The sequence below is a fragment of the Chryseobacterium endalhagicum genome (assembly GCF_016745235.1).
GTDB lineage: Bacteria > Bacteroidota > Bacteroidia > Flavobacteriales > Weeksellaceae > Chryseobacterium > Chryseobacterium endalhagicum.
The window spans coordinates 697469-723714 of sequence record NZ_JAELVM010000001.1; the positions used below are offsets into that span (position 1 = coordinate 697469).

Here is a 26246-nt window from a genome sequence, read left to right on the forward strand (position 1 = left end):
GCAAGTGAATTTTTTCAAGTCAATTGTGAATGTTGAATTATCAATTTTAAATTAATTAAGTTCTAAAAAATACACACACCAATGAAAATGAAAGAAAATAATTATGTTTTTAAACCTGAACCATTATAAACTTGATGTTTATCAATCGGCAAGGCAGTTAAGAATTGAATGTTATAAAATTTTGTCTTTGATTCCTGATAGTGAAAGATTTAATCTTACCGATCAGATACGGAGAGCCTCAACTTCAGTTGTATTGAATATAACGGAAGGATGTTCCAGAAGATCAGAAACTGAAAGAAAAAGATATTTTGAAATAGCCAGAGGCTCAGTGATAGAATTGGATTCCTGTTTTGATATGATCATAGATTGTAATTATATCAAAAAAGAAGAATTATTAACCATTGAAAAATTAGTAAAAACAACATTTATCTTATTAAGCGGAATGTTGAAAAAAGGATAAAAATAATTGGAAATTGTCAATAGTGGATTGTCAATTTGTGAATATAAAAATTGCAGATAATTTTAAAAACACAATCAAGATTGACAACGAAGTTAATTGACTTCGAAGAAAATTCACAATGCAGTTAATTGACTTTTTACAAGTAAAAAATAAAAACTATGTTTGACCTAGATCGTTGGCAGGAAATATTCAGTTCTATCCGCAGTAATGTATTGCGGACGGTGCTTTCGGGGTTTACGGTGGCTTTGGGGCTGTTTATCTTTGTGGTTCTTTTCGGAATAGGAAAGGGGCTTCAGAATGCTTTTACCGAAGGATTTGCAAGAGATGCACAAAACCTGATCACGATCTATACAGGTAAAACTACGCTTGCCTACAAAGGACTTCAGTCTGACAGAACCGTTATTATGGATAATGAAGATTATGATTTCCTGATCAATACGGATAAAGAAAAAGTAGGCGATGCCAGTCCGAGATATACGACCAATTTAATGGTAAAATATGGAAAAGAAAGCGGCAATTATCAGATCAACGGGGCGGAACCCGGAGAAAAGGTTATTGAGAACAGAAAAATGCTGGATGGACGCTACCTTTCACCAATGGACCTTGCGAAAAAACAGAATGTAGCAGTGATCGGAAGAATGGTTCAGCGTGACCTGATCAAAAACGGAAGCCCTGTAGGAAAGGATCTGGATATCAACGGAACCATGTTTAAAGTAATAGGCGTGTTTTCCGATGATGGCGGAGACTGGGATGAAAGACATATCACCGTTCCTATCACGACTCTTCAGCAGATGAAAAAAGGCTCGGATACCGTATCTACGGCATATATCGCTTATAATGAAAAATTAACACCACAGGAAGCCATTAAATATGGTGATGAGCTTAAAGACAGATTAAAAGCCAGAAAAAATGTTGCGCCTGACGATGAAAACGGAGTCCGTGTATGGAACAATGCCCAGAATATGAATGAAACCTTTCAGTTTATGGCGGTACTTACCCTGATTGTTGGTTTTATCGGATTGGGAACCCTGCTGGCCGGAATTATCGGGATCAGTAACATCATGGTGTATATCGTAAAAGAAAGAACAAAAGAGATTGGTGTCCGTAAGGCAATCGGGGCAAAACCAAGAAGTATTGTAGCACTGATAGTACAGGAAAGTGTCGTGATAACGGTAGTTTCAGGTATTGTCGGAGTAGCGGTCGGAGTGTTTGCGCTTAGTCTGATAGGAGACAGTCTTGAAGAATATTTTATCAAAAGTCCGAGCGTAGGCTGGGGAACGATCTTTATGGCGTTTATTGCTTTGGTGTGCTCAGGACTTATTGCGGGATTTGTTCCGGCATACAGGGCTTCGAGGATTAAACCGATAGAAGCGTTGAGAACGGAATGATGATTTGGTGATGTGATGATGCGATGATTTTTTGATGCGGAGATTTGATGATTTTAAGACGGTATCATTAATCACTGATCAATCATCATTTATAAAATAATAAAACTTATAACTCAAAGAAGTGAATATTATATTTAAAAAAGATACTTGGCAGGAAATTTATTATTCACTGAGGAATAATAAGCTTCGGACGTTCCTTACCATGATTGGCGTAGGCTGGGGAATGTTTTTGTATGTGAGTCTTCTTGGAGCTGCAAAAGGAATGGAAAACGGTTTTGATAAACTGTTCTCCGGGTTTGCAACCAACTCTATTTTTCTTTGGGCCCAGAAAACCTCTATTCCCTATGACGGATTTCCTAAAGGACGGGATGTTCACCTGAACTTATCCGATATGGAAATGCTGAAAAGAAAAGTAAGTGACATAGATTATATTTCGCCGCAGAATGCCAGAGGAAGCTTTACCGGAACACCGGGAGAGTCCATGTCAAGAAACGGTAAAAACGGAACCTATTCGCTTACAGGAGATTATTCTGTAGGAAATAAAATTTCTGAAAAGAAACTTATTTTCGGACGTTACATCAATGATGCCGATGTCATGGGCAATAAGAATGTTGTAGTGATTGGAGAAGAGATCTACAAGAACTTTTTTGATGCCAAGAAAAAAGAAAATCCGGTTGGAAAACAGGTGAATATAAAAGGATTGTTTTTCAACGTAATCGGTGTTTTCAGAGTGAAAAAAGGCGGTGGGTTTGAAAACGACAGAACTGCATTTATCCCTCTTTCCACCTATACCAAAATGTATAATGCCGGAGACCAGATTGATATGTTTGCGATTGTGAGTAAACCCAATGCCAACGTAAATGGAGTGGAAGAAGGCGTAAAACAGGTACTGAAAACCAAAAATAAAGTTTCTCCCGAAGATACCAATGCCTTCGGAAGTTTCAATCTTGGGAAAGAATTTAAAAAACTGACGGGCTTCCTTACCGGAATGCAGCTTCTGACGATTATTGTAGGAACGCTGACCATTCTTGCCGGGGTGATTGCCATTTCGAATATCCTTCTGATCACCGTAAAAGAGAGAACGAAGGAAATCGGGATACGGAGGGCTTTAGGCGCCAAACCTGCTGAAGTACGAAATCAGATCCTTCTGGAAAGTGTTGTGATTACGCTGTCTTCGGGAATTCTCGGATTTATGTGCGGAATTTTTGTCCTGATCATTTTAAATGCGGTGACGCAGAACCAGGATGAGTTTCCTTTCTACAACCCGACGGTCAACTACGGAAACGTATTCGGAGCTATGGCGGTAATGGTGGTGCTCGGTCTGATCATCGGAATGATTCCTGCCCAGCGTGCGGTGAAAATACGGCCGATTGAGGCGCTGAGATCGGAGTGATGATGTGGCGATGTGATGATGGGTTGATGTGATGATGTGGCGATAGGTTGATGTGGTGATGGGTTAATTGGGAAATAAAATAATTTAAAAATTGAAAATGATAACGGGATTTTTAATGATTGAATTCTTAAATCTTTAAATCATTTAATTAATAGTAAAAATAAACTATATATATGAAAAAGAAATTCACTTGGAAAAAAGCCATTTATATTGTACTGGGGCTTTTATTTGCAGTGGCATTGTTCTCCGGGATCGGGTATCTCGTAAAATCAAATTCTAAAGAGAGTGAAGCTTTCCTGACCAGAAAACCAAGCTACCAGAACATGGAAGACAAGGTGATGGCGACCGGAAAAATTATTCCGAAAGAAGAGATCGAGATCAAACCGAACATTGCAGGAATCATTGATAAAATTCTGGTAGATGAAGGAGATAAAGTGACGGCAGGGCAGCTGATTGCCACCGTAAGAATTATCCCTAACATCGCTGACGTGAACAACGCTCAGCAGGAAGTAGTGAATTCCCAGCTGCAGATCAGCAATGCCAAAATGAATGTGGATAATATGCAGAAGCAGTTTTCTATGCAGGAAAAACTGTTCAAGCAGGGCGTGATTTCCAAGCAGGAGTACTTAAACTCCCAGCAGCAGCTGTTTTCCCAGCAGCAGTCTCTTAAAAATGCAAACCAGCAGCTGGCTACAGCTCAAAAAAGATTGCAGATTGTAAAAACCGGTGCTACTCCTGAACTGCAGGGATTGGCAACCACACAGATCCGTTCCAAAGCAGCGGGAACCGTTCTTGAAGTTCCTGTAAAAGTAGGAAGCCAGGTAATTGAGGCCAACTCGTTCAATGCCGGAACAACGATCTGTTCTATTGCAGACCTTAATTCACTGATTTTCCAGGGAGAAATAGACGAAGCCCAGGCTGGAAAACTGAAGCAGGGAATGGATATGAAAATCGTAATCGGTGCCCTTCAGAATAAAACGTTCCCGGGGAAACTGACGATGATCGCTCCTAAAGGAAAAGACAATCTGGGAACCATTAAATTCCCTGTAGAAGGTGATGTAAACAACCCGAACAATGAATATATCAGAGCCGGTTTTTCTGCCAACGGAGAAATCGTTCTGAAATCTGAAAAAAATGCATTGCTGCTGGATGAATCACTGATTCAGTATGAAAAGAAAAATGGTAAAGACTTACCTTTTGTAGAAGTAAAGCAGACTGACGGGAAGTTCAAAAAAGTCTATGTAAAACTTGGGGCCAGCGATGGAATCAATGTACAGATCCTTTCAGGACTTACCAAAGACTCCGAAGTGAAAGTCTGGAACCCTTCCGACAAAGATAAGGAAGAGCTTAAAGAAAAGAAAAAATAGTAAACGATCACTATATATTTAACTGTAAGATCCTGAGGAATTTTTCTCAGGATTTTTTATTTTTAGTCTTATTCAAACCCATGTAATAGATAATTTTAATAAATTGTCTTAAAAGAATTGATAACCAAAGACTTTAAGTACCATGAAGAAAAACTACCTCATTCTCTTTTTCTTTATAATCCTGAAATTCATCCTGCAGTATTCCCTGATCGGTCCGGAATACGAACTTCACAGAGATGAATATCTGCATCTGGATCAGGGAAATCATCTGGCGTGGGGATATCTTTCTGTTCCGCCTGTGAACTCATGGCTGGCATTGTTCATAAAAATGTTAGGCGGATCTGTGTTTTGGGTGAAATTTTTCCCGGCATTATTCGGGGCACTCACGATTGCTGTGGTATGGAAAATCATTGAAGAGCTTCATGGGAGTTTATATGCTAAAATTCTGGCTTCAACCGGTATTCTGCTGTCCGTGCTTCTCCGTGTCAATATGCTTTTTCAGCCTACATCTCTGGAAATACTGCTTTGGACCCTGATGTATTATGTCCTGATCCTGTATTTTAATTCCGAAAAAATAAAATGGTTGTATGCAGCGGCGGTGATCTTCGGAATAGGTTTTCTGAATAAATATAATATCGCTTTTTCCGTATTGGGAATGATCCCGGCTCTTATATTGACAAAACAAAGGGAAATATTCCTTCAGCCTCATCTTTACAGAGCAGGATTGGTGGCACTGATCATCATATTTCCCAATCTGCTGTGGCAGTACAATAATGATTTCCCGGTGATTCACCATATGAAAGAACTTACGGAAAGACAGCTAGTACATGTTGACCGTTTTGATTTCTTTAAATCCCAGATTCTTTTCTTCATCGGTTCCGTACTGGTGATCATGGCAGGACTGTATGCATTCCTGTTCTATAAGCCTTTTGAAAAAATCAGATTTTTATTCTGGACTTATATAATGACGATTGGCTTATTTGTGTTTTTTAAGGCTAAAGATTATTATGCAATTGGTCTGTATCCCGTTTTTATAGCAGCCGGATCTGTTTTTCTGGCCTCTGTTTTTGAAAAAGGCTGGAAGAAAATATTAAAACCTGTTTTTGTCATCATTCCTGTATTGCTGTTCCTGCCTTTGTATCAGGTGGCTTTCCCCAATAAAAGTCCCGAATATATCATCAGTCATCCCGAAAACTATAAAAAAATGGGACTGCTTCGCTGGGAAGATGGCAAAGATCATTCGCTGCCTCAGGATTTTGCCGATATGCAGGGCTGGAAAGAGCTTGCTCACAAAGTAGATCAGGAATACGCCCGGTTATCACCATCCGGTAATACGCTGGTGCTTTGTGATAATTACGGACAGGCCGGAGCCATTAATTATTATTCTAACAAAGGGATACAGGCAGTGTCCTTTAATGCAGATTATATCAACTGGTTCAATCTCCGGAAAAAATATGACAACCTGATCCGGGTCAAGGAATCTTTCGGAAGCAAGGATGAATTGAAAGAAACATCCCCTTATTTTGTAAGTTCTAAAGCCGCAGATTCTGTAGTTAATCCATTTGCCCGGGAAAAAGGGACAGCCATCTTCAGCTTCGAGCAGGCGAAAATTGATATAAGACCGAAATTACAGGCCGAAATTGATGAAGAGAAAAGTGAATATTAATGTATACACGACTTTTTACTCAAAAAAACTTTTTTTTGCAACGTAATTCTTCCCTACAACAGGCTGTTTCAGCGTCTATTTCTATTTATCATTAATCGTGATAGAAAATATTAATGCAACATTGTGGCTTTAATTGATTTTTGTTTTATCTTTGTAAAGCGAAAAGGCAAAAGAGTTTAGAATCGGGAAAGGTTAGTAATATATCACACCATCAATTATCAATTATCAACTCGCAACTGCCAACTCGCAACGAATAACTATTCAAAAAAAATGAAAAACTACGACGTTATCATCATAGGAGGGAGCTACTCCGGATTATCTGCTGGAATGGCATTGGGAAGATCATTGAGAAATACCCTGATCATTGACAATGGAAAACCGTGTAACAGTCAGACTCCGCATTCCCACAATTTCATTACGCATGACGGAAAAACGCCAAAGGAAATTTCTGATCTGGCCCGGGAGCAGGTCGCTGCATACAATACGGTAAAGTTCCACGATGGGACTGTGATAAAATTGGAAAAGGCTGATGAAGGCTTCCAAGTTGAAACCGCTGCTGGCGAAAAGTTTTCTGCTAAAAAAGTGATCCTGGCTTCAGGAGTAAAAGATTTGATGCCGGATATTCCCGGATTTGCTGAATGTTGGGGAATTTCGGTGCTGCATTGCCCTTATTGCCACGGCTATGAGGTAAGAAATGAAGTGACGGGAATTCTTTCAGACGGCGATATGGCTTATGACTTTTCCAAGCTGGTTTACAATTTAACAAAGGATTTGTTCCTGTTTACCAATGGAAAATCGGTTCTTTCAAAAGAACAGAAAGATAAATTGGCTCTGAATAATATAAGTTTAATAGAAGATGAAGTGGAGAGGATAGAACATGAAAATGGGAGCATCAGGAAAATTATTTTCAGGACCGGAAAGGAAATTTCTCTAAAAGTATTGTATGCTAAAATTCCTTTTGAGCAGAATATCAATGCGGCAGGAGATCTCGGCTGTGAACTGACGGAACAGGGATTCATCAAAGTTGATTTTATGCAGAAAACCAATATTCCGGGAATTTTTGCATGCGGGGATAATGTGACCATGATGAGGTCAGTGGCTGTGGCGATTGCACAGGGGAATTTCACCGGAGCTGTCGTCAATAAGGAACTTTCAGAAGAAGAATTTTAATTTCATACATATATTATATTTTAAATGGTGGAGTCCCTGCAGAAAATTTCTGCAGGGACTTATTTTACCCTGAATTCGGGATCTTAATTTTGTTAATCAGAATCCAGGTTATTTTATATTCTGTTGTGATAATGTCAATTATTTTATTCAATAGGAGCGGGCTTCAGCCCGCTTAATAAATAAGGATTTCTCCTTAGGCTTTAGCCAAAACATAAATAAAAACAGCTGCATTTAAATTTGTTGAAGCGGATTAAAAAACGAATAAAAACAGAGGTGCATTTCTACCCATGTACTTCATTAACTTCCCACTTCCGGCTTCAAATTTCCTGACTCTATTATACAAACAAAAACACCATATCCCAAAATCAGGTTATTCAGTCTTTTTATACAACCCAATTTCGCTCAGTGTTATACAAACTGGAGATTGGGTAATATTGATTTTCACCTTCGATGTGATTACCGGACTATCGAGTTTTATCAAACGTTTAGCGCCGATGCTTGTTCCGTCATAGATTTTTTTCCATGCATTGTTTTCAAATATTTCTACCGTGTAAGCTTCTATCCGCTGTCCCAGGGGAATATATTCCTGAAGGCTGATGATATCGAAGATTACCGGTGCTTTTAAATCTAGCTCAAGACTTGCTGTATGTACATCGTCAGTGGTAGCCCAGTACGTTTCTTTTTTATGATCGAGCAGGGCAGCTGCATTATATTTTTTACCGCGGCTGTTGCTGGCTTTGATTTGTGCATTTTTCGCCAGATTATTTTCGAAAGTATGTTTCACCATATCACCAAAAGCTTTTAAAGCCTCCACATCATCTTCATGAAGCTGGCCACGGGTATCAGGTGCTAAACCAAGGTCAAGGCCTGCGCCTCTTCCCACACTTTTTAAATAAAGATCGAACAGCTTTTCCGGTGTTTTCGGTTTTTCGTTGGCATGATAAAACCAGCCGTTTCTTAAAGGGACATCGCATTCTGCGGGCATCCAGTATTTACCGTTTCTTATACCTGTCGGGCTTTGCGGATAATTGGCCTGTCCGGGAACCGCTTCATTCTTTCCGTCTGGCGCCATTGGAGTAAAGGTAGCCCAGGAGGTTTCTGCAGCATATCCTTCTTCATTACCCACCCAGCGGATATCTAAACCGGCATCACTGAAAATATTCGCCATGGGCTGCATCTTGCGTGTAATGGCCCAGGTATTTTTCCAGTCGTAATAAGTGGTATTATCAATAGAGCGTTTTTCTTTGGTGCCTCCATAGTAGCCGTCGCCACCGTTGGCTCCATCGTGCCAGCTCATAAAAAGCTCCCCGAAATCGCTGTAAAGCTCTCGTAATTGAGCTTGATAAATAGCCAGATATTGATCCGTGCCGTAAAGCGGATGGTTTCTGTCCCAGGGAGAACAGTAAACACCGAATTTTAAACCGTTTTTACGAACAGCCTGCTCTACTTCTTTAACTAAATTTCCTTTTCCGTCTCTGAAAGGACTTTTGCTGATGTTATATTCGGTGGTTTTTGTGGGCCATAGGACAAAACCATCGTGATGTTTGGCTACCAGGATAATCCCTTTTAATCCACCGGCTTTTGCTGCTTTTATAATCTGTTCAGCATTAAAATCAGCCGGATTAAATATTTTCGGATCGGCATCTCCAAAACCCCATTCTTTGTTTTCGAAGGTGGTAGGTGTAAAATGAATCAGGCCGTAAACTTCTATGTCGTGCCAGGCTAACTGCCTTTCAGAAGGTATTGCCCCATAAGGTTCAGGCGGAGTTTGGGCATAAACTGATGTTGTCATCAATACAAAAAGAATCAATAAATTTTTCATAATTAATAGTGCCTTATTAAGAATTAAAATACAAATAATTATTTTTTTGAAATAAGAGTCTATCAATATTAATCTTTTATACAGAATAATTAGAGAGTATAATGACAAAAATTAGCAGGGATTTATTTTAAAATATTTTGCCATAAAAAATTATTATCGTAATATTGCGATATAAATAAAATTATGGGAGCCACAAAAACAGATTTCTTTACAGAAGAGCAGAATAAGATTGCGGTTATTGCCAAAGCTTTAGGGCATCCGGCAAGAATTGCCATCATTCAGTATCTTCTTAAAGTCAATGAATGCATATGTGGAGACATTGTGAATGAGCTTCCCCTGGCGCAGCCTACCGTATCCCAGCATCTTAAAGAATTAAAGAATGCAGGGCTCATCAAAGGGAATATTGAAGGGAATTCCATTTGCTACTGCATTGATGAAAAAGCTTTTGAAATCCTCAATACATTCTTCTCAAATATTATCTCCACAGTGAAAAAGCAGAATTGCTGCTAAAATTTTTTGAAATTATTCATCGTAATATTGCATTATAACAATTAAAATACGGACTTATGAAATTATCAGACATTAAAAATATCTTACCGGCACTGGAAAATGTAGAATTCCAGCTGGAGGACGGAAGATTCGTACCGGAGAACTTTCATGTAACAGAAATAGGAAGGGTAACCAAAAACTTCATCGATTGCGGTGGAACCATCAGAAAAGAAGAACGGGTTAATTTCCAGCTTTGGAATGCAGACGATTATGAACACCGTCTGAAACCCGGAAAATTATTACATATCATCAGCTTGTCCGAAGATAAACTGGGAATTGGTGATTTTGAAATCGAAGTGGAGTATCAGGATCAGACCATTGGGAAGTATGATCTGGAATTCAATGGTAAAAACTTTGTTTTAAAAAACAGGCTTACGGCTTGTCTGGCTCAGGAAGCCTGCGGAATTCCTCAGGAAAAACAAAAAATAAATGTAAGCGATTTGAAAAGCAGTCAGAATTCCTGTTGTACGCCAGACTCGGGTTGCTGCTAATATTAATCTTTATCATATCGAAATGTATCCTAAATTATCAAAACAGATAGAGGAAATTCTTCTGCAGGACATCAGTGATGAGAGAAAATTTCTTTTACAGCCGTTAATAGATTTTATAAACGAGAAAAAAAAGAATCAGGTCCCCATCCTTCTTAATTTTATTTGCACCCACAATTCCCGGAGAAGTCATTTGGCTCAGATCTGGGCACAAACAGCTGCTGCTTATTTTAAAATTCCTGATGTGCACTGCTATTCCGGAGGTTCAGAAGTAACCGCGCTGTTTCCTGAAATTGCCGGGACTTTAATGAAAGCAGGTTTTTATATCTGGAAATTAAATGAAAGTGAAAATCCTGTCTATGCCGTAAAATATTCTGAAAATGCTTTGCCGGTCATTGGGTTTTCTAAAAAGTATGATGATGTGTTTAATCCGCGTACCGGTTTTGCGGCAATTATGACCTGCTCACACGCCGACGGAAACTGTCCCTTTATTCCGGGTGCGGAAAAACGGATTCCTGTTACATTTGAAGATCCGAAAATTTCAGACGGAACCCCTGAGCAGACAGAAATATACCAAAAGAGAAGTTTGGAAATCGGTGCTGAAATGATGTATGTTTTTTCCAAAATCAATAACTGACAATGAATTCCAGATTAAAATTTCTTGACAGGTACTTAACACTTTGGATCTTTCTGGCCATGATCATTGGAGTGGGTTTGGGCTATTTCTTTCCTGGTATCTCCGGGGTAACCCATTCACTTTCTTTTGGCACGACCAATATACCATTGGCCGCCGGGCTGATCCTGATGATGTACCCGCCGCTTGCAAAGGTAGATTACAGTCTTTTGCCGCAGGTTTTTAAAGATAAAAAAGTAATATCCGTTTCATTACTGCTCAACTGGATTGTAGGACCTGTTTTGATGTTTGTTTTAGCGGTTATTTTTCTCAGAAATGAACCGGACTTTATGATAGGACTGATCCTGATTGGCCTGGCCAGATGTATTGCAATGGTCATTGTCTGGAATGATCTGGCAAAAGGAAACCGGGAATATGCGGCTTTGCTGATCGCTTTAAATAGTATTTTTCAAATAGTGTCCTACAGCTTTCTGGTATGGCTGTTCATCAATGTACTGCCTCAAAAATTGGGATTGGGTAAATTTACGGTTTCCGTACCCGTAAGAGATGTTGCTGAAAGTGTCCTGATTTATCTGGGAATTCCTTTTTTAGCCGGTTTTTTAACTCGTTATTTTCTTACAAAACGACATGGAAAAGAATGGTACGAACGGAAATTCATCCCTGTCATCTCGCCGGTTACTTTATATGCATTGCTGTTTACTATTGTCTTAATGTTTAGCTTAAAAGGAGATACAATATTGCAGCTGCCCATGGATGTTATAAAAGTTGCTGTCCCGCTGATCATTTACTTTATATTGATGTTTTTTATCAGCTTTTCAATAAACAGATTACTCAAAGTTCCTTACGATAAAAATGTGTCGATTGCTTTTACGGCAACAGGAAATAATTTTGAATTGGCTATTGCGGTGAGTATTGCTGTTTTTGGAATTCATTCGCCGCAGGCTTTTGCAGGTGTCATTGGCCCTCTGGTGGAAGTCCCGGTATTAATACTCTTGGTTAAGGTGAGTTTATACTTGAAAAAATTCTATGAAAAGAAGTAAATAAAGCAATTAATGATGGATAAATCAAAGGATAGTGGCTAAATTTTATTCTAAAAATCATATTTTTCAATGCCACAATCTTGCAGGAAATTCCGTACATTTGGGGGGATAAATTTCAAAAACTAAAAGTAAAATGGACATTATTTTCGACCTGATTGAAAAAGAAAGACAAAGACAAGCCCATGGATTAGAGCTTATTGCGTCAGAGAACTTCGTTTCTGAAAACGTAATGAAAGCAATGGGAAGTGTGCTGACCAACAAATATGCTGAAGGATATCCCGGAAAGAGATATTACGGAGGTTGTGAAGTAGTAGATGAGGTTGAAACATTAGCCATCAACAGAGCAAAAGAACTTTTCGGTGTGGATTATGTCAACGTACAGCCACATTCAGGTTCTCAGGCTAATGCTGCCGTTTATCTTGCAGTTTTGAAACCTGGTGACAAGATCATGGGGATGGACCTTTCTATGGGAGGGCACCTTACGCACGGATCAGGAGTGAATTTCTCCGGAATCCAGTATCAGGTGGTTTCTTACGGTGTTGAAAGAGAAACGGGTCTTATCGATTACAATCAGATGAGAGAAGTGGCTTTAAGAGAAAGACCAAAAATGCTGATCGCAGGTTTCTCGGCGTATTCAAGAGATCTTGATTATGCCAAATACAGAGAGATCGCAGATGAAGTAGGGGCAACGCTTTGGGCAGATATCGCCCACCCGGCTGGTCTGGTTGCGAAAGGATTGTTAAACTCTCCATTCGAACATTGTCATGTAGTGACGACTACCACTCACAAGACGTTAAGAGGTCCAAGAGGGGGAATGATCATGATGGGTAAAGATTTCGAAAACACATACGGTCACAAAACTCCGAAAGGAGAGACGAAAATGATGAGCCAGGTATTGGATGGAGCTGTTTTCCCTGGAATTCAGGGAGGGCCTTTGGAGCACGTTATTGCCGGTAAGGCGGTAGCTTTTGCTGAAGCCATCGACGGTCAGTTCGAAACATACGCTAAACAGGTGAGATCCAATGCACAGGCATTATCAAAAGCAATGATCGACAGAGGTTTTGATATCGTAAGCGGAGGAACGGACAACCACTTAATGCTGGTAGACCTTAGAAATAAGAATGTAAACGGAAAGGAAACAGAGAAAGCTCTGGTATTGGCAGACATAACCTGTAACAAAAATATGGTTCCGTTTGACGATAAATCACCATTCACGACTTCTGGTATCAGACTGGGAACTGCAGCGATCACCACAAGAGGTCTTAAAGAAAATGATATGGATACCATCGCAGGATTAATCTCTGAAGTGGTTGACAATATCAAAAATGAGGAAGTGATCTCTTCCGTAAGAAAGAAGGTGAATGAACTGATGGAAGGCAGAGCATTATTCAACTATTAATTTTATTTAAACATTATAATAAAGAATGGGCATCTTGTCCATTCTTTTTCATATCTGATTATGGAGAAGAAATCTTTCACTTTTGATGAAATTAAACTGAAACTGGTGAATTACTGTGTATATCAGGACCGTTGTCATGCAGAAGTAGAGCAGAAAATGCGTGAATTTTTACTGATCGATGAAGCAAAGGATGAGATCATTCTGTATCTGCTGAAGGAAAACTATCTGAATGAGGAAAGATTTACAAGAAGTTACATCAGAGGAAAATTTTATATCAAGCATTGGGGCAGGAATAAGATCAAAATACATCTGAAGCAGAAACAGATTTCCGATAAATTGATCAGTAGCTGTTTTGATGAAATAGACGAAGATGATTATGAAAAAATGATCCGGAAGATCTTTGAAGACTATTATTCAAAACAGAACGGCTTGAAAGAATATCAAAAAAAATCCAAAACTATAAAATATTTAATGAGCAGAGGTTTTGAATATGAGAAAATAAATGATACTTTTGGAGAAACATAAGATAATTGAAAAAAGAAAAGATTTGGCTATCGCCCCCTCATATGGGAGGGAACGAGCTGAGATATGTACACCAGGCACTTGATACCAACCGGATTTCACAATATGGCTCTAATATAGATGAGTTTGAGAACAGCCTAGAAAATTATTTTGGAAGCAACTCTCACGTTACCGCTTTATCTTCGGGGACTGCAGCCCTTCATGTAGCACTCAGAATGCTAAATGTAGAAAAGGGTGATTTTGTGATTTGTCAGTCCTTTACCTTTGTGGCTACAGCCAATCCCATCCTTTATCTGAATGCAGTTCCTGTATTTGTAGACAGTGAAAACCAGACGTGGAATATGTGTCCGGAAGCGTTGGAAGATGCTGTTAAATACTGTATTCAAAAAGGAAAAAAGCCTAAAGCAATTATTGTAGTACTATCTTACGGAATGCCGTTTATGGTGGAAGAAATAGTCCAGATCTCAAAAAAATATGAAATTCCTCTTATTGAAGACAGCGCAGCAGCATTGGGCAGCAAATATAAAGACCAGCTGTGTGGCACTTTTGGAGATCTTTCCGTGATCAGTTTTAATGGTAACAAGATTATTACCACAGGCGGCGGCGGAGCTTTAATTTCCAGAAAAGGCGAAGATAAGACCAGAGCTCTTTTTTTGTCCACGCAGGCTAAGGATGGAATGGAATTTTACGGACATTCAGAAATAGGATATAATTACAGGATGGATAATGTAGCTGCCGGAATCGGAAGAGGGCAGATGGAAACCCTGGAAGAAAAGATCATGCTGCGAAGAAAAAATCATGATTTTTATCAAGAAGCGGTAAAGGATAATGAAAATATTGAACTGTTTTCCGCACCCAACAGCGACTTCTTTTCTAATTATTGGCTGAACACCATTATTCTTAAAAATAATTTCCCCAAAGAAAATCTAAGAGCCAAGTTCTCAGAGGATAATATAGAAACCAGATACCTATGGAAACCTATGCATCTTCAGCCGCTATTTAAGGGCTATGAGTTTTTTGGAAATAATTTATGTGGTACACTTTTTGACACAGGACTGTGCCTGCCGTCGGGAACCAATTTAACAGATGAATCGAGAAACAGAATTTCAGAGGTTTTACAGACTAAAATTCACTAAATTTTGTTTTAAATTTAAGTGTAGATAAAATTTTATTTTAATTTTGTATCCACCTTATTTTAATTTTAATGAAAATCGGGTTTTTTGCCCCTTTTAAATATGAACATATATACAGACAATGTACAACTCACTTAGAAAAAAAATATTTGGAGGTGATAATGTTGTCAATCTCTCAGACGTAAGATATCTTCCCAGATGGATAATTCTTGTAATAGATATTATTATCCTGGCCATGTCTTTGTTTCTCTCTACCTATACCATTGAGAAAATTACCCAGAAAGAATTTATTTATCATGAAGATAAAAGTGTAGTTTTTGCTTTTATCATCCTGATCAATACCGTTTTTATGTACTTCTTCAAAACGTATGCCGGTATTATCAGACATTCAACGTTTATCGACCTTTTTAAGCTGCTGATCTCGTGCTTTTGCACCATGGCAGTGGTTGGATTGGTCAATCTGGTTTATTTCTGGTCTACCGGAGGTAAATTTATCTTAACGGCGTTTCTGATTTTGTATTTCATTATTTCTTTCATGGGACTGTTTCTTTTCAGGCTTTATGTGAAAGAATTTTTTCATATTGTCCGGGAATACAGAAGAAGTACACTGAAAAAAAGAATCCTGGTACTGGGTATCGATGAGCAGTCTATTGCTATAGCCCGTGCTATCCTGGACAATCCCAGCCTTCCTTATCAGGTGGTAGGTTTTCTGACTCAGAGAACAGATTCCAAAAGAGCTTCTTTACTGGGGAAACCTATTTATGAGAAAAGAAGAATAGAGGAAGCCACTAAGGAAGACCTTATTATTGATGGTGTCATCATCGTTAAAGAAATGATGTCTAAAGACGAAATGAATTCGTGGGTGAATTTATTTTTGGAAAAAGATCTGAATATATTCAAGGCGCCTTCCGTTCAAAAATTAAGGGACAGCGATCTGGGTGGTGCAATCAGAAATCTTCAGATTGAAGACCTTCTGAACAGGAAGCCTATTAAAATTGAAAATGAAGAGGTTAAAAGCAGACACTATAATAAAAATGTACTGGTAACAGGTGGTGCAGGCTCTATTGGGAGTGAAATTGTACGTCAGGTGGCGCAATTTAATCCTGCATTGATTGTTGTTCTGGATCAGGCAGAAACACCGCTATATGATATCGAGCTTGAAGTGAAGGAGAAATTTCCTCATATCAGGTTCAAATTTGTTTTGGCAGATGTTTCCAATATGTATAGAATAGAGCCTTTGTTTCAAACCTATAATTTTTCAATGGTGTATCATGCGGCGGCATATAAACATGTTCCGCTGGTGGAAGAAAACCCGAATGAGGCCATCCGTGTCAATGTTTTAGGATCAAAGAATATTTCCCTGTTATCCAGCCGTTATAAAGTAAACAGATTTGTGATGATTTCCACAGATAAAGCCGTAAATCCTACGAATGTAATGGGAGCTTCTAAAAGAGCTGCCGAATTATTCGTTCAGTCTTTACAGCACGTGGAAGGAAATACAACCAAATTTATTACCACAAGGTTTGGAAATGTACTGGGATCAAACGGTTCTGTGATTCCACACTTTAAAAGACAGATTGAAGCCGGAGGACCGGTAACCATTACCCATCCGGATATTGTAAGATACTTCATGACCATCCCGGAAGCCTGTGAACTTGTTCTTCAGGCAGGAACCATGGGGCACGGCGGGGAGATCTTTGTATTTGATATGGGAGAACCTGTGAAAATCCTTGATCTGGCCAGAAGAATGATTAAATTATCAGGCTTTGAACCTAATATAGATATCAAAATTATTTATACAGGACTAAGACCTGGTGAAAAGCTATACGAAGAACTGTTAAGCGACAATGCCAAAACACTTCCTACCCACAATGAAAAGATCATGATTTCGAAAGATCCAACGATGGAATTTATGGAAATTGATACTCTTATTAATCTGATTACAGATGCTTCTGTAATGGAGGACAAGGTAAACGTAGTGAAGCTTTTAAAAACAATTGTTCCGGAATTTAAGAGTAATAACTCCGTCTATGAACAATTAGATAAATAGATAAATTATAAATGTATATTTGTACAATTTTAAAATATAATGAGAGGTAAAATATTGGCAATATTATCGATTTCTTTGCTTGTTTCCTGTAAAGTGAATCCCAATGCTAAGAATGATTTGAACTATATGCAGAATATAGAACAGGTGGCTATTAATGCTTCCTCAGTCAATTCAAAAAATACAATACAAACAGGTGATCAGCTAATAATACTTATTACTGCAAAGGACATGGATGTTGTGAAACCTTTTAATCAAAATTATTCTTCATCAGAATTTATTCAGACAAATAATTTTGCAGGAGGAAATACACCCAATCAGGGAGCAACTACTTTAGTTGGCCCTACCTATATTGTGGATTCAAGTGGTGAGATCGATTTTCCGGTGCTGGGCAAGCTAAATACATCAGGCAAAAGCCTGGTGGAATTTAAGGATGAACTGAGAGAAAGAATGGTAAAATATGTCATTAATCCAACCGTGAATGTAAAACTTGCCAATTTCAAAATAACCGTATTGGGTGAAGTAAACAGACAAGGTGATTATACCATATCAAACGGACAGGGTAATATTCTAAATGCTTTAGGACTTGCCGGTGACCTTACAATATATGGGAAAAGAGACGAGGTATTAGTAATAAGAACAGAAGATGGTGTGGTTTCACATGGACGCATAAATCTACAAGATGCCAATCTGATTAATTCACCATATTATAATCTGAAGCAGGGAGATGCAATTATAGTGGCTTCCAATAACACAAAGGATCTTACTTCAAAACAGAATCCAAATACAGGACTTTATTTAACAGCCGTATCTATTATAGTGACAGCTTTGGCAGTGGTAGTAGGTTTATTTAAGAAATAAAAAAATTAATGGACATCCAACAAAACTCAAAACTTTCGGGAGGACAAAACAATTCAAGTATCAACATCAATGAAATTATTAAGCCTTATCTAAGCAAATGGATTTGGTTTGTTATTTCTGTAATCCTTACATTAATGATTGCTTTTGTAATACTAAAATTTACAAAACCTATATTTAGTGTACAAACCAGAGTTTTGATTAAAGATTCTAAGGCGAACCAATCTACTGAAGGATTAAATGTTTTACAGGAACTATCAGGATTTGGGGGTATGAAGACCAATAGTATTGGAAATGAAATGGAGGTTCTTAAATCCAAAAGGTTGATGCGTGAAGTGGTCATTAAGCAAAATCTTCAGACTGATATTTTTGTAAAAGGAAGAATCAGAACCCTTGAATTATATAAGGAATCATCCCCTGTTATTGTTAGAATTATAAATGAAAAGCAAAATGGTGAACTTCCCAAAAGCCCTTTGCACTTGTCAATAAATAAAGATGTACTTACACTAAGTTCAAAAGATTTTAAACAAAATATTACCTCAGGCTTTGGAAAAACAATAAGCCTTCCTTACGCAAATATTATTATTACAAAAAATGATAAGTTCAATTCCTTTCAGACCAAAAAACTGAATGTAAATGAATTGGATATTTATTATTCAACTTTAGAATCGAAGACCAACAGATTACAGTCAAATGTAGGGGTAAACCTTGTTAGTAAAGACGCCACTGTTATTCAGTTGTCAATGAACTATCCACTGATTTCAAAAGCTCAGGATATTCTCAATTCTTTGGTACAGGCATATAATACAGATGCTATTCAGGACAAAAACTCTGAATCGAAAAAAACCTTGGATTTCATTGAAGACAGAGTGAAAAAACTTTCATTCGAGCTTGGGCAGGTAGAAGATCAGAAAGAAAAATTCAAAACACAGAATCAGCTTACTGATATAGGTACTGAAGCTAGAATCAGCTTAGAAAGTTCAGCAGAGGCTCATGTAAAACAGTTAGAGCTTGATGCTCAGCTTGATCTGACTAATTCATTGATCAATTATGTTTCAAAACAAGACCGCTATCAGGTTTTACCATCAAATATCGGACTTGATAATTCTGAGGCTACCACGGGAATCATGGCATTTAATCAGTTGGTCCTTCATAGAAACAGACTTCTTGAATCTGCAACACCTGAAAACCCAACGGTGGTTGATTTAACCAAGCAGATCAATTCAATGCGTTATTCTATTACCCAAAGTCTTCAGAAAAATAAGATTGGACTTGAGCTGGCTAAAAATAAATACCTGGGCGAACAGAATAAGGTGTCAGGTAAAATCTCTAAGCTGCCTTCAATAGAAAAAATGTTTAGAGGAATTGAAAGGCAACAGCAAATTAAAGAGAACTTGTATCTGCTATTGCTTCAAAAAAGAGAAGAAGCGGCAATTTCACAATCTATTACAGCAGATAAAGCAAAAGTTATCGATAAAGCGTTTGCTTCTCCTATTCCTGTTTCACCGCAAAAGATGATTGTTTTACTGTGTGCATTCGTTATAGGTTTAGTTATTCCTTTTCTGATCATTTATTTAAGAGATTTATTGAATGATAAAATAAGAACTAAACATGACCTTGAGAAACTGGTACATGCACCTGTAATAGCAGAATTACCGGGTCTTGAGAAAGGAGATTCAGATATTGTACAGATGAATGACATTACCCCTATGGCTGAAGCATTCAGGATTCTTATTACCAATATGAATTTCATGCTTCCTAAAGATAAAAAGGGTAAAGTTGTGTTTGTAACATCCACGGTAAAAGGAGAAGGAAAAACCTTTACATCGGTGAATTTAGCTTTAACGGTGGCGACTCCTAAGAAGAAAGCCATTATCATTGGATCAGACATCAGAAATCCGCAGCTTCAGAGATACAATCCGGCTAGAAAAGGACTTACAGGGCTTACTGAATTTTTATATGATGAGAATTCCAAACTGGAAGATGTGATACATGTTTCATCCTTTAATCCACATTTGGATGTTATTTATTCAGGAATGATTCCTCCCAACCCTACCGAACTGCTTTCTAACGGTCGTTATGAAACTCTTTTAACAGAGCTTAAGGAAAGATACGATTATATTATCCTGGATACAGCTCCATTACTTCTGGTAACGGATACCTTCCTGATTGCAGAACTTGCAGACATTACAATTTATGTATCAAGATCCAGATATACAGAGAAAGCTCTTATGGAATTTGCCAATAATAATGTTGATACAAACAAAATTAAAAATGTTGGATTCGTTCTTAATGATGTAAGTAAAGAAGATCTTGGATACAGTAATAAATATGGTTATGGATATAATAACCACAAAGAACAGACATGGTTTGAAAAAATAAAAAATAAACTTAGTTAATGATGAAAAAATATAAGATAGCTGTTATTGGTCAGGGATATGTTGGCCTGCCTCTATCTCTGGAATTTGCCCCTCACTTTCCGGTTTTAGGTTTTGATATTAATGTACAGCGTGTAAATCAGCTCAATGAAGGAGAAGATATTACGCTGGAAGCAGATCTTGAAAAGCTTAATACCGGCCTGAATCAATATAAAGAATCAAACGGAATTTTAGGATATAAAGCAACCAGCCAATTGTCTGAAATTGGTGATGCAAATATTTTTATAGTAACGGTTCCAACCCCTATTGATAAGTACAACGCTCCGGATTTGAATCCTCTTCTTTCTGCCTCCAAAATGCTTGGAGAGATCATTAAGAAAGGTGATATTGTGATTTACGAATCAACAGTTTTTCCCGGCTGTACAGAAGAAGAATGTGTACCCGTTCTGGAAAAACATTCAGGTCTTAAATTCAATGAAGACTTTTTTGTAGGCTATTCTCCGGAAAGAATCAATCCCGGCGATAAAGTAAACACACTTACCAGCGTAAAAAAGGTAACCTCAGGATCTACTGAAGAAATTGCTGAAGAAGTAGATCAGCTATATAAAAAAATAATCACAGCAGGAACCCATAAGGCACCAAGTCTGAAAGTAGCAGAAGCTTCAAAAGCAATTGAAAATGCGCAACGTGACGTTAACATCTCTTTTGTGAATGAACTTGCTTTGATTTTTGACCGAATCGGTATTGATACTAATGATGTACTGGAAGCTGCGGGAACCAAATACAATTTCCTGAAATATAAGCCAGGATTGGTAGGAGGACACTGTATTTCAGTTGACCCGTACTACCTTGCTCATAAAGCCGAACAGCTGGGCTATCATCCCGACGTTATCTTGTCAGGAAGGCGTGTGAATGATTCAATTGCAAAATTTGTAGCCTCTAAAGTTGTAAAACTTCTGATTGCAAAAGGCGGCGTGATCAAAGATTCAAATGCATTGATTTTAGGAGTAACCTTTAAAGAAAACTGTCCCGATGTACGAAATACAAAGGTGATAGATATTTATAAAGAGCTTAAAGACTACGGCGTAAATGTAGATATTTACGATCCGTGGGCAAGCAAAGAAGAAGTAAGACACGAGTACGGAGTTGATATTCTGGATGCACTTCAGGAAGGGAAAAAATATGATTCATTGGTTATTGCTGTTTCTCACAATGAATTCTTTGAAATGGATCTCAATATCCTGAAGAAAGAAAATGCGGTGGTTTTTGATACCAAAGCATGTTTAGACAGAAATTTGGTAGACGCAAGATTGTAATCAGGTATGAACTATGACATCATCATCGTAGGTGCCGGCCTTGTAGGCCTTGCTACAGCGTATCAGGCTAAACTTAAGAATCCGGGTTTCAGGATTCTTGTTTTAGAAAAAGAAAAAGATGTCGCATTGCACCAGTCCGGTCACAATAGCGGAGTGATTCATAGTGGAATATATTACAAGCCCGGAAGCCTCAAGGCAAAAAACTGTATCGAAGGGTATAATACCGTGATCAATTTTGCCGAAAAATATGGAATCAAATATGACCTCTGTGGTAAAATAATTGTAGCCACGTCACAGGAAGAACTTCCTTTGCTGGATAATATCTATAAAAGAGGTGTTGAAAACGGGCTTCAGAATCTGCAGTATCTTTCAAGAGATGAATTCAGGGAAATTGAACCTCATTGTGAAGGAATCAGAGCTATTAAAGTTCCACAGACCGGAATTATAGATTATCCCGGAATTGCCAGAAAAATCAAAGAACTTTTTGAAGAACTTGGGGGAGAGGTTAAATTCAACACTGAAGTTAAAGGGATTACCAGTATAAGTTCAGAAATCATTGTAAAAACCAATACTTCCGAATTTAAGACTAAAAAACTGGTTTCCTGCGCGGGCTTGCATTCCGATAAAATCACGAAAATGACCAACAGTGAAAATGATGTGGTCATTATTCCTTTCAGAGGAGAATATTACAAGATAAAGGATGAAAAAAAATACCTGGTAAAACATCTTATTTACCCGGTTCCGGATCCCAGCTTTCCATTTTTGGGCGTGCACTTTACCAGAATGATAGACGGTAATATTGAAGCTGGACCCAATGCTGTTTTAGCCTTTAAAAAAGAAGGATACAGTTTTTTTGACTTTAATTTTGAAGAAACGATGCAGACTTTGATGTGGCCGGGTTTTAGAAAAATTGTAAAAAAATATGGAAAAACAGGAATGGGAGAAATGCACCGTTCCCTTTCCAAATCTGCATTTACCAGGGCACTTCAGAAACTGATGCCTGAAATACAGGAAAACGATCTGGTTCCCGGAGGTTCCGGAGTAAGAGCTCAGGCATGTGACAGAAACGGAGGATTGATTGATGATTTTGATATTGTGAAAAACGGAAACATTATTCACGTTAGGAATGCCCCTTCTCCAGCCGCCACTTCATGCCTTGCCATAGGAAATAAAATAAGCGGACTCATAGACAATTAATTTCCGCCAGATATACAAAATTCAACACAAAAACTAGATATGAAAATCCAAATGGTTGATCTTAAAGGTCAATATGAAAAAATAAAAACAGAAGTAGATGCCGGTATCCAGGATTGTCTCAATAATACCGCATTTATCAATGGTCCTGCAGTAAAAGAATTTCAGCAGGCTTTCGAAAAATACCTGAATGTAAAGCACGTTATTCCCTGTGCTAATGGCACCGATGCATTACAGATAGCAATGATGGCTCTTGATCTGAAGCCCGGAGACGAAGTAATTTGTCCTGCATTTACATACGTGGCTACGGCTGAAGTAATAGGACTTCTTGGATTGAAACCTATTATGGTGGATGTGGATGAAAATACCTTTGATATCCAGTTAGATGGTTTGGAAAAATACCTTACATCCAAAACCAAAGCAATTGTTCCCGTTCACTTATACGGGCAGAGCGCAGATATGGAAAGAATCCTTGAGTTTGCAGAGAAACACAACCTTTTTGTAATAGAAGATAATGCTCAGGCAATAGGCTCCGATTATACTTTTTCTGATGGAACGGTAAAAAAAACCGGGACGATAGGCCATATCGGGTGTACATCATTTTTTCCTTCAAAGAATCTTGGATGCTACGGAGACGGAGGCGCCCTGATGACGAATGATGATGAAATGGCATTAAAAATAAGAATGATTGCCAACCATGGGCAGGAAAAGAAATATTATCATAAAGTTTTAGGATGTAATTCCAGACTTGATACCATTCAGGCAGCAGTCCTGAAAGTAAAGCTTAAACATTTAGATGAGTTTTCGGCAGCCAGAAATAAAATGGCAGATTATTATGATCAGAATCTGACCGGTATTTCAAAAATTAAGGTTCCCGAAAGAGCAAAAAACTCAACCCATGTATTTCATCAGTACACGCTGAAAATAAAAAACGGGAAAAGAGACGGGCTGCAAAAATATCTAGCCGAAAAAGAGATCCCAAGCATGATATATTACCCGCTGCCTCTTTACAGGCAGGAAGCTTTTCAGCAATATGTAGAGGAAGGATTTAGTCTTCCGGTAACTGAACAGCTATGCTCGGAAGTGATTTCTCTTCCGGTTCATACAGAATTTGACCAGGAGGTATTGGATTATATCATCTCTGAGGTTAAAAATTATTTTAATTCATAAAAATATAGATATGTCAGATTTTTTTGCACACGAAACAGCTGTTATTGATGAAGGATGTGAGATAGGGGCCGGAAGTAAAATTTGGCACTTTTCGCATATTATGCCTGGGTGTATTTTAGGAGAAAAATGTAATATTGGTCAGAATGTGGTGATCTCTCCCAAAGTGGTTTTAGGGAAAAATGTGAAAGTTCAGAATAATGTATCCATCTACGAAGGCGTTACCTGTGATGATGATGTTTTTCTGGGCCCATCAATGGTTTTTACTAATGTAATTAATCCCAGGAGTGCGGTGAACAGAAAGAATGAATACTTAAAAACACACGTAGGGAAAGGAGCTTCTATTGGCGCCAATGCCACCATTGTGTGTGGTCATAATATAGGGCAGTATGCATTCATAGGAGCGGGTGCTGTAGTGACAAAAGAAGTTCCGGATTATGCTCTGGTAGTAGGGAATCCGGCAAGACATATGGGATGGATGAGTGAATTCGGACATCGTCTTAATTTTAATGATGAAGGCTTTGCCGTATGTGAAGAAAGTGGAGAAAAATACACAATAGAAAATAATAAAGTTTCGAAAATTTAAAAAAAAATACAAATGTCTGAAAAAATAAGATTTGCGGTGGTAGGCTGCGGGCATATCGGAAAAAGACATGCCGAAATGATTTCCAGAAATCCGGAATGTGAACTGGTTGCTCTGATTGACGTAAAAGATAAATCCTTACTGGGAATAGAAAGCTATGAGGTTCCTTTTTTTACCTCTGTGGATGAATTTCTAAAGTCAGGTATTGAGGCCGATATCGTCAATATTGCTTCACCAAACGGCTTCCATTTTGAGCAGGCTCATGAGCTGGTGGCTGCTGGAAAACACGTGGTGGTGGAGAAACCAATGACCCTTAATAAACACGATGCAGAAAAACTTATTTTTCAGGCACTTCACAAGCATAAACAGGTATTTGCTGTCATGCAGAACCGTTATTCACCACCTTCGGCCTGGATCAAAGAGATGGTAGAAAGCGGAAAACTCGGAAAAATATATATGGTTCAGCTGAATTGCTACTGGAACCGTGACGACAGATATTACAAGCCGGAATCATGGCATGGGAAAAAAGATCTGGATGGGGGAACGCTGTTTACCCAGTTTTCTCACTTTATAGATATTATGTATTGGCTTTTCGGCGATATTACCAATATTCAGGCGAAATTTGCAGATTTTAACCATAAAGATCTTACAGATTTTGAAGATTCAGGTTTCATCAGCTTTGATTTTGTCAATGGCGGAATGGGATCCTTAAATTATTCTACTTCAGTCTGGAATCAGAACTTAGAAAGTTCTATGACGATCATTGCAGAAAACGGTGCCGTGAAAATCGGAGGCCAGTATATGGATAAGGTAGAGGTATGTAATGTAAAAGATTATGAGATGCCGGAGCTGGCACCTACCAACCCTGGAAATGACTATGGAGCCTATAAAGGATCTGCAGCGAACCATCATTATATCATAGAAAACGTAGTTGATGTATTGAAAGGGAGAAACACAATTACCACCAATGCTCTTGAAGGCCTAAAAGTGGTGGATATTATTGAAAGAATTTATGCACTGAAAAAAAACGGAAATTATGAGCTTTAAGAAAGTCTTGGTTTTGGCGCCGCACACAGATGATGGTGAATTGGGAGCTGGCGGATTTATTTCAAAATTAATAGAAGATGGGGCAGAAGTCTATTACATGGCCTTTTCCACGGCTGAAGAATCTGTGCCCGAAGGTTTTCCAAAAGATATTCTGAAAACTGAAGTAAGAGCAGCAACTAAAGTATTGGGTGTAAAAGATGAAAATGTCATTATTTTCAACTATCAGGTAAGAAAACTTAATTACGCAAGACAGGAAATATTAGAGGAATTGATCAGATTTAAAAGATTACACCAGGATATTGATCTTGTACTGCTGCCTAGTATTAATGATATTCACCAAGATCATTCTACTATTGCAAATGAAGGAATCAGAGCTTTCAAAACAAAATCTATTTTCAGTTATGAACTGATATGGAATAATCTTTCATTTAATACGCAAAGTTATATTTCTCTGGAAGAGAGACATATAAGTAAGAAAATAGATGCGCTGAAAGAATATAAGTCCCAAGGATTCAGAGATTACTTAAGTGCTGATTTTATCAGATCTTTAGCAGTAGCCAGAGGAGTTCAATTTGGAGTAAAGTACGCTGAAACTTTCGAGGTGGTCAGACTTTCAATAAAATAA

General features: G+C 38.1%; 23 protein-coding genes. 22 read left to right on the plus strand and 1 reads right to left on the minus strand.

The window, feature by feature from the left end; translation table 11 throughout:
• Window positions 1-103: 103 nt before the first annotated feature.
• The 6 genes from JET18_RS03100 to JET18_RS03125 all read left to right on the plus strand — a co-directional run bounded on the left by JET18_RS03100 (window position 104) and on the right by JET18_RS03125 (window position 7444).
• A complete protein-coding gene (locus tag JET18_RS03100; protein ID WP_202089150.1) occupies window positions 104-460 on the plus strand; it encodes a four helix bundle protein in 357 nt (118 codons plus the stop codon).
• Between the two features lie 158 nt (window positions 461-618).
• On the plus strand, window positions 619-1848 hold the full coding sequence (locus tag JET18_RS03105) for an ABC transporter permease (RefSeq protein WP_202089151.1): 1230 nt from the start codon (window positions 619-621) through the stop codon (window positions 1846-1848).
• Between the two features lie 121 nt (window positions 1849-1969).
• Window positions 1970-3241, plus strand: coding sequence for an ABC transporter permease (locus tag JET18_RS03110; protein ID WP_202089152.1), 1272 nt, complete (start codon window positions 1970-1972; stop codon window positions 3239-3241).
• Window positions 3242-3414: 173 nt separating this feature from the next.
• The gene (locus JET18_RS03115) at window positions 3415-4608 is read left to right on the plus strand and encodes an efflux RND transporter periplasmic adaptor subunit (protein WP_202089153.1); all 1194 of its coding nucleotides are present in this window, start codon (window positions 3415-3417) and stop codon (window positions 4606-4608) included.
• A gap of 142 nt (window positions 4609-4750) precedes the next feature.
• Window positions 4751-6274 (plus strand): glycosyltransferase family 39 protein, encoded by a 1524-nt coding sequence (locus tag JET18_RS03120; RefSeq protein ID WP_202089154.1) that lies wholly within the window; start codon window positions 4751-4753, stop codon window positions 6272-6274.
• Between the two features lie 270 nt (window positions 6275-6544).
• On the plus strand, window positions 6545-7444 hold the full coding sequence (locus JET18_RS03125; RefSeq protein WP_202089155.1) for an NAD(P)/FAD-dependent oxidoreductase: 900 nt from the start codon (window positions 6545-6547) through the stop codon (window positions 7442-7444).
• 370 nt (window positions 7445-7814) lie between these two features.
• Here the strand turns inward: JET18_RS03125 and JET18_RS03130 are convergent, their stop codons facing one another.
• Entirely contained in the window at window positions 7815-9266 is a 1452-nt protein-coding gene (locus tag JET18_RS03130; protein ID WP_202089156.1) for an alpha-L-fucosidase, read from the minus strand.
• A 183-nt stretch (window positions 9267-9449) separates the two neighbouring features.
• Between JET18_RS03130 and JET18_RS03135 the strand changes: the two genes are divergently transcribed.
• From JET18_RS03135 to JET18_RS03210, 16 genes are all read left to right on the plus strand, one after another.
• Window positions 9450-9776 (plus strand): ArsR/SmtB family transcription factor, encoded by a 327-nt coding sequence (locus tag JET18_RS03135; RefSeq protein WP_202089157.1) that lies wholly within the window; start codon window positions 9450-9452, stop codon window positions 9774-9776.
• A 56-nt stretch (window positions 9777-9832) separates the two neighbouring features.
• Window positions 9833-10306: a DUF6428 family protein gene (locus tag JET18_RS03140; RefSeq protein ID WP_202089158.1), complete on the plus strand. Its 474-nt coding sequence runs from the start codon at window positions 9833-9835 to the stop codon at window positions 10304-10306.
• A 22-nt stretch (window positions 10307-10328) separates the two neighbouring features.
• Window positions 10329-10940, plus strand: coding sequence for a low molecular weight phosphatase family protein (locus JET18_RS03145; protein WP_202089159.1), 612 nt, complete (start codon window positions 10329-10331; stop codon window positions 10938-10940).
• Window positions 10941-10942: 2 nt separating this feature from the next.
• Window positions 10943-11977, plus strand: a complete 1035-nt coding sequence (arsB, locus tag JET18_RS03150; protein WP_202089160.1) for an ACR3 family arsenite efflux transporter — start codon at window positions 10943-10945, stop codon at window positions 11975-11977.
• Between the two features lie 133 nt (window positions 11978-12110).
• The gene (glyA, locus tag JET18_RS03155) at window positions 12111-13376 is read left to right on the plus strand and encodes a serine hydroxymethyltransferase (RefSeq protein WP_202089161.1); all 1266 of its coding nucleotides are present in this window, start codon (window positions 12111-12113) and stop codon (window positions 13374-13376) included.
• A gap of 60 nt (window positions 13377-13436) precedes the next feature.
• Entirely contained in the window at window positions 13437-13901 is a 465-nt protein-coding gene (locus tag JET18_RS03160) for a regulatory protein RecX (RefSeq protein WP_202089162.1), read from the plus strand.
• Window positions 13902-13942: 41 nt separating this feature from the next.
• Window positions 13943-15034, plus strand: a complete 1092-nt coding sequence (locus JET18_RS03165; protein ID WP_202090693.1) for an aminotransferase class I/II-fold pyridoxal phosphate-dependent enzyme — start codon at window positions 13943-13945, stop codon at window positions 15032-15034.
• Between the two features lie 118 nt (window positions 15035-15152).
• Window positions 15153-17081 (plus strand): polysaccharide biosynthesis protein, encoded by a 1929-nt coding sequence (locus JET18_RS03170; RefSeq protein WP_202089163.1) that lies wholly within the window; start codon window positions 15153-15155, stop codon window positions 17079-17081.
• Between the two features lie 54 nt (window positions 17082-17135).
• Window positions 17136-17939 (plus strand): polysaccharide biosynthesis/export family protein, encoded by an 804-nt coding sequence (locus JET18_RS03175; RefSeq protein WP_228728475.1) that lies wholly within the window; start codon window positions 17136-17138, stop codon window positions 17937-17939.
• A gap of 8 nt (window positions 17940-17947) precedes the next feature.
• Entirely contained in the window at window positions 17948-20335 is a 2388-nt protein-coding gene (locus JET18_RS03180; protein ID WP_202089165.1) for a GumC family protein, read from the plus strand.
• Window positions 20335-21630 carry a nucleotide sugar dehydrogenase gene (locus tag JET18_RS03185; protein ID WP_202089166.1) on the plus strand — a complete coding sequence of 432 codons (1296 nt, stop codon included), beginning with the start codon at window positions 20335-20337 and terminating at the stop codon, window positions 21628-21630. Before JET18_RS03180 ends, JET18_RS03185 begins: the two co-directional genes overlap by 1 nt.
• A 6-nt stretch (window positions 21631-21636) precedes the next feature.
• Window positions 21637-22827: an L-2-hydroxyglutarate oxidase gene (gene lhgO, locus JET18_RS03190; protein ID WP_202089167.1), complete on the plus strand. Its 1191-nt coding sequence runs from the start codon at window positions 21637-21639 to the stop codon at window positions 22825-22827.
• Window positions 22828-22866: 39 nt separating this feature from the next.
• Window positions 22867-23994: a DegT/DnrJ/EryC1/StrS family aminotransferase gene (locus JET18_RS03195; protein WP_202089168.1), complete on the plus strand. Its 1128-nt coding sequence runs from the start codon at window positions 22867-22869 to the stop codon at window positions 23992-23994.
• A 10-nt stretch (window positions 23995-24004) separates the two neighbouring features.
• Window positions 24005-24577, plus strand: a complete 573-nt coding sequence (locus JET18_RS03200; protein WP_202089169.1) for an acyltransferase — start codon at window positions 24005-24007, stop codon at window positions 24575-24577.
• A gap of 12 nt (window positions 24578-24589) precedes the next feature.
• Entirely contained in the window at window positions 24590-25621 is a 1032-nt protein-coding gene (locus tag JET18_RS03205) for a Gfo/Idh/MocA family protein (RefSeq protein ID WP_202089170.1), read from the plus strand.
• The gene (locus tag JET18_RS03210) at window positions 25611-26246 is read left to right on the plus strand and encodes a PIG-L deacetylase family protein (RefSeq protein WP_228728476.1); all 636 of its coding nucleotides are present in this window, start codon (window positions 25611-25613) and stop codon (window positions 26244-26246) included. The genes JET18_RS03205 and JET18_RS03210 overlap by 11 nt, the downstream gene beginning before the upstream one ends.